The organism is Aquipuribacter hungaricus (assembly GCF_037860755.1).
Taxonomy (GTDB): Bacteria; Actinomycetota; Actinomycetes; order Actinomycetales; family JBBAYJ01; genus Aquipuribacter; species Aquipuribacter hungaricus.
Window position 1 is genome coordinate 1 of sequence record NZ_JBBEOI010000515.1, and the last position, 632, is coordinate 632.

The window sequence follows — 632 nt, forward strand, 5'->3', positions numbered from 1 at the left end:
CGCGGGCGGCGCCGCCGAGGGCGAGGCCAACCGGGCTCAGCGCCGCGCGGCCGCCCGGCGCGACAAGCGCTGACCCACCCGCACGCGCACGACGGCCGGTCCCCCTGGTGGGGCCGGCCGTCGTGCTGCGCGGGGTGCCGGCGGGTCAGCCGATGACGAGGGCGGTGAGGCGCCACCGCCCGTCCTCGCCGTCCAGCCGCGCCGCGACCGCGCGCGCACGCGGACCGTCGAGGACGACCGCGCTCACCTCCACGCCCCGCGGCCCCGACGCCGAGGACCGCAGGGAGCGCACGACCGGGCGCCGGGCCCCGGGACGTGCCTGGGCCTGCTCGAGCCGGGCCCGCTGGCGCAGCTGCGAGTAGACCTCCGGCGTGGTCCAGCGCAGCACCTGGCTCGCCGGCCGGTGGCCCCGCACGACGTCCATCGCGGCCTGCACGAGGCTGCGGGCGAGGGCCTCGGGGCAGGGCAGGTCGCTGGCCGGCGTGGGCACCGGGTCGCCGTCCGACGGCTCCGGCGCGGCGCGGGGGAGGCCGTGCAGCACGAACGTCCCCTGCACCGGCGGGTCGGCCCGCCGTCCCCCGCGCTGCGCGTCCTCCGGCGACCACGGTGCCGGCTGCGGCTGGGGGAGCGCC

1 protein-coding gene is annotated in these 632 nt (G+C 81.6%); it reads right to left on the reverse strand.

What is annotated here, in order from left to right; genetic code table 11:
• Nucleotides 1–145: 145 nt before the first annotated feature.
• The coding region (locus WCS02_RS20935) for an Rv3235 family protein (protein ID WP_340296232.1) at nt 146–632 on the reverse strand (487 nt) is incomplete at its 5' end.